This window comes from Mycobacterium sp. (assembly GCF_049683355.1).
In the GTDB taxonomy this organism is placed as follows: Bacteria; Actinomycetota; Actinomycetes; order Mycobacteriales; family Mycobacteriaceae; genus Mycobacterium.
Genome location: NZ_JBAUJB010000399.1, coordinates 1 through 4,821, shown reverse-complemented (window position 1 = coordinate 4,821; position 4,821 = coordinate 1). Strand labels below are relative to the sequence as shown.

General features: G+C 71.3%; 4 protein-coding genes. All 4 read left to right on the top strand.

The window, feature by feature from the left end; translation table 11 throughout:
* Positions 1-1,332, top strand: a 1,332-nt coding sequence (locus WA944_RS22780; protein ID WP_526374564.1) for a UDP-N-acetylmuramoyl-L-alanyl-D-glutamate--2,6-diaminopimelate ligase, incomplete at its 5' end; no start/stop codon positions are given.
* A complete protein-coding gene (locus WA944_RS22775) occupies positions 1,329-2,849 on the top strand; it encodes a UDP-N-acetylmuramoyl-tripeptide--D-alanyl-D-alanine ligase (RefSeq protein WP_526608625.1) in 1,521 nt (506 codons plus the stop codon). The genes WA944_RS22780 and WA944_RS22775, both read left to right, overlap by 4 nt.
* Complete coding sequence (gene mraY / locus WA944_RS22770; RefSeq protein ID WP_163891761.1) at positions 2,846-3,925, top strand: phospho-N-acetylmuramoyl-pentapeptide-transferase; 1,080 nt, start codon at positions 2,846-2,848, stop codon at positions 3,923-3,925. The genes WA944_RS22775 and mraY overlap by 4 nt, the downstream gene beginning before the upstream one ends.
* Positions 3,918-4,821 (top strand): UDP-N-acetylmuramoyl-L-alanine--D-glutamate ligase (gene murD, locus WA944_RS22765; protein WP_526647375.1); only part of this gene is annotated, 904 nt, incomplete at its 3' end. The genes mraY and murD, both read left to right, overlap by 8 nt.

Below are 4,821 nucleotides of genomic sequence, written 5' to 3'. Positions count from 1 at the left end.
GCGGTGGCCCGCGGCGCAGTCGCGGTGCTGACCGACCAGGAGGGTGTGGCGCAGGTCGCCGGCCCGGACGGTGCTCTGGGAGTGCCGGTGCTGGTGCACCCGGGGCCGCGGGCGGTGCTCGGTGAGGTGGCGGCCGCCGTGTACGGACACCCGTCGCAACAGCTGCGCGTCATCGGCGTCACCGGCACCTCCGGCAAGACCACGACGGCGTATCTGGTCGAGGCAGGCCTGCAATCGGCCGGCCGGGTGGCCGGATTGATCGGCACGGTCGGCGTACGCATCGGCGGACGCGACCAGCCGAGCGGGCTGACCACACCGGAAGCCCCGGAACTACAGGCGCTGTTGGCGTTGATGGTCGAGCAGGGGGTGGACACCGTGGTGATGGAGGTGTCCAGCCATGCGCTGACCCTCGGCCGCGTCGACGGCGTGTCGTTCGCGGTCGGCGGGTTCACCAACCTGTCCCGCGACCATCTGGACTTCCACCGGTCGATGGAGGAGTACTTCGAGGCCAAGGCGCGGCTGTTCGACCCGCAGGCACCGACGCACGCCGAGGTGTCGGTGGTGTGCATCGACGACGAGTGGGGCCGCGCGATGGCGAAGCGGGCGCATCATGTGGTGACCGTGAGCGTGACGCAACCGGCCGACTGGGTCGTCGACGCCATCACCTCCGGCGAAGGCGGCTCCCAGGATTTCTTCGCGGTGGACCCGGCCGGTGTCCATCACGGCCTGCAGATCGGGCTGCCGGGCAGGTACAACGTGGCCAACGGTCTGCTGGCGGTGGCGCTGCTGGACGCGGTCGGGGTGTCACCCGAGCAGGCCGCGCCGGGACTACGGGACGCCAGCGTGCCGGGCCGTCTGGAATCGGTGCACCGTGGGCAGCCGTTCCTCGCCCTCGTCGACTACGCGCACAAACCCGGTGCGCTGCGAGCGGTGTTGCAGACCCTGCGCCGGCAGGGCACGGGCCGGCTTGCCGTCGTGTTCGGCGCCGGTGGAAACCGTGACCCGGGTAAGCGCGAGCCGATGGGGGAGGCGGCCGGCGAACTGGCCGACCTGGTGGTGGTGACCGACGACAATCCGCGCGACGAGGACCCGGCGGCCATCCGTGCGGCGATCGTGAAAGGCGCGCGGACAGGCAAAGGCGCCGGCCGCGCAGAGGTCGTGGAGATCGGTGACCGGCGCGCCGCGATCGATCACGCGGTCGCCTGGGCCGGACCCGGCGACATCGTGCTCATCGCGGGCAAGGGGCATGAGGCAGGCCAGACCAGCCGGGGTCAGACCCGCCCGTTCGACGACCGGGACGAGCTGGCGGACGCGCTGGAGTCACGCACATGATCGAGCTGTCGCTGGCCCGGATCGCCGAGATCGTCGAGGGCCGCCTCGACAACATCGGCGCCGACGAGGCCGCCGCCACGTCCGTCACCGGCACCGTCGAGTTCGACTCCCACGCCGTGACACCGGGCGGGTTGTTCCTGGCGCTGCCCGGGGAGCGTTCCGACGGGCACGATTTCGCGGCGGCGGCGGTCGCTGCGGGCGCGGTGGCGGTGTTGGCCGCCCGCCCGGTCGGCGTGCCCGCGATCATCGTCGAACCGGTCGGTGTGCCACCGGGTACCGGCGGCACCGCCGGAGTCCTCGAGCACGACACCGACGGCTCCGGTGCCGCGGTGCTCGCGGCGCTGGCGAAGCTGGCGGCCGCCGTCGCCGCCGAGCTGACGGCGGGCGGGCTGACCATCGTCGGCATCACCGGCTCCTCAGGCAAGACGTCGACCAAGGATCTGATCGCCGCCGTCCTGGCTCCGCTGGGCGAGGTGATCGCTCCGCCAGGTTCGTTCAACAACGAGCTCGGTCACCCGTGGACCGTGCTTCGGGCTACTGGATCCACCGACTACCTGGTGCTGGAGATGTCGGCACGACATCCGGGCAACATCGCAGCACTTGCACGCATCGCGCCGCCGTCGATCGGGGTCGTGCTGAATGTCGGCACCGCCCACCTCGGCGAGTTCGGCTCTCACGAAGCGATCGCCGCCACCAAATCCGAGCTGCCCCAGTCGGTTCCGGCATCGGGGGCGGTGATCCTCAACGCCGACGATCCGATAGTGGCGGCGATGGCCGACACCACCGCGGCGCGTGTGGTGCGGGTGGGCCGCTCCGCCGATGACGCAGAAGCCGACGTGCGCGCGGAGAACGTCGAGCTCGACCCGCTCGCCCGGGCCCGCTTCACGCTGCACGCCCGAGGCGGCGCGGTGGCGGTCTCCCTCGCCGTACACGGCGACCACCAGGTGTCCAACGCGCTGTGCGCGGCGGCCGTCGCGCTCGAGTGCGGCGCGTCGCTCGACCAGGTGGCGGCCGCGCTCCGGGAAGCACGGCCGGCGTCGCGGCAGCGGATGCAGGTCAGCACGCGCGACGACGGGGTGACGATCATCAACGACGCCTACAACGCCAACCCGGACTCGATGCGCGCCGGTCTCAAGGCGCTGGCTTGGATGAGCCGGGGTGGGACGCCCAAACGCCGAAGCTGGGCGGTGCTCGGAGAGATGGCCGAACTCGGCGACGACGCGATATCCGAGCATGACCGCATCGGCAGACTGGCGGTGCGATTAGATGTGTTTCGACTCATCGTCGTCGGAACCGGGAGGCCTATGAGCGCCATGCTCAACGGGGCGGTCATGGAAGGGTCGTGGGGCTCCGAGGCCACCGGTGTCGCCGACACCGACGCCGCACTGGACCTGCTGCGCGCCGAGCTTCGGGCCGGCGATGTGGTGCTGGTGAAGGCGTCGAACTCGGCCGGGCTCGGAGCGCTGGCCGACGCGCTGGTGGCCGATTCCACCGGTGCCGGGAAGGGCGATCGATGAGGCAGATACTCATCGCCGTCGCGATCGCGCTGACGGTGTCGATACTCCTGACGCCGATGCTGATCCGGCTGTTCACCCGCCAGGGGTTCGGCCACGAGATCCGCGCGGACGGCCCGCCCAGCCACCACAAGAAGCGCGGCACCCCGTCGATGGGCGGGGTGGCGATCATCGCCGGTATCTGGGCCAGCTATCTGGGCACCCACCTTGTGGGCGTGCTGATCGACGGCAAGGGACCGTCGGCCTCGGGGCTGCTGGTGCTCGGGCTGGTGACGGCGCTGGGTGCCGTCGGGTTCGCCGACGACATGATCAAGATCCGGCAGGCCCGCAACCTCGGACTGAACAAAACCGCCAAGACCGTCGGGATCCTGGTCGCCGCAGTGCTGTTCGGTGTGCTGGCACTGCAGTTCCGCAACGCCGACGGGCTGACCCCCGGCAGCGCGGAGCTGTCCTACGTGCGCGAGATCGCGACAGTCACGCTGGCGCCCGCCATCTTCGTGCTGTTCTGCGTGGTGATCGTCAGCGCATGGTCCAACGCGGTGAACTTCACCGACGGGCTGGACGGGCTGGCGGCAGGGGCGATGGCGATGGTGTGCGCCGCCTACGTGCTGATCACGTTCTGGCAGTTCCGCAACGCCTGCGCGACCAGCCCCGGGGTGGGTTGCTACAACGTACGTGATCCGCTCGACCTCGCGATCGTCGCGGCGGCCACCGCCGGGGCGTGCATCGGGTTCCTGTGGTGGAACGCCGCGCCTGCCAAGATCTTCATGGGGGACACCGGCTCGCTGGCGCTGGGCGGCGTCATCGCCGGGCTGTCGGTCACCAGCCGGACCGAGATGCTCGCCGTGGTGCTGGGGGCGCTGTTCGTCGCCGAGGTGACCTCGGTGGTGGTGCAGATCATGGCCTTCCGCACCACCGGCCGCAGGGTGTTCCGGATGGCGCCGTTCCATCACCATTTCGAGTTGGTGGGCTGGGCCGAGACCACTGTGATCATCCGCTTCTGGCTGCTGACGGCGATCGCGTGCGGGCTCGGGGTGGCGCTCTTCTACAGCGAGTGGCTGACCACCGTTGGTGCTTGAGGACGTCGACCGCGGCCCGTTGGGCTACTCCCGGGTCCTGGTGGCGGGTGCCGGCATCACCGGCCGCGCCGTGCTCGCCGCGCTGGCACCGCTGGGGGTGGGTACGACGCTGACCGACGACAGCCCGACAGCGCTGACCGCGTTCGCCCAGCAGGGCGTGGCGGTGCTCGACCCGGCGGCGGCCGTCGAGCGGATCGCCGACTTCGAGCTCGTCGTCACCAGCCCGGGGGTCCCTGCCACCGCACCGGTGCTGGCTGCAGCGGCCGCGGCGGGCGTCCCGATCTGGGGTGACGTGGAACTGGCCTGGCGGCTGGACCGATCCGGCCGGTACGGCCCGCCGCGGCAGTGGCTGGTGGTCACCGGCACCAACGGCAAGACCACGACGACGTCGATGCTGTTCGCCATGCTCGAGGCGGCGGGACGGCGTGCGGCGTTGTGCGGCAACATCGGTGAACCGGTGCTCGACGTGCTGGACCAGCCGGCCGAGGTGTTCGCCGTCGAGCTGTCCAGCTTCCAGCTGCACTGGGCGCCCTCGTTGCGCCCGACCGCGGGGGTGGTGCTCAACGTCGCCGAGGACCACCTGGACTGGCACGGCTCGATGCAGGCATACGCGCAGGCCAAGGCGCGCGCACTGACCGGGGCCGTAGCGGTTGGTGGGCTCGACGACCCGATCGCGGCCGCGCTGCTGGACGCCGCACCGGCTCCGGTGAAGGTGGGTTTCCGGGCGGGGGAGCCCGGTCCGGGTGAGGTCGGGGTGCGCGACGGTGAGCTGGTGGACAACGCGTTTGCGCGCGGGCTGAAGGTGGCCGACGTGGACAGCATCACGGTGGCGGGCCCGGTCGGCGTGCTCAACGCGCTGGCGGCCGCCTGCCTGGCCCGCGCGGTCGACGTGCCCG

Bases quoted from the DNA above. Each gene is read 5' to 3' on its own strand.
- WA944_RS22775 (WP_526608625.1), top strand. From the start codon at position 1,329: ATGATCGAGCTGTCGCTGGCCCGGATCGCCGAGATCGTCGAGGGCCGC.
- mraY (WP_163891761.1), top strand. From the start codon at position 2,846: ATGAGGCAGATACTCATCGCCGTCGCGATCGCGCTGACGGTGTCGATA.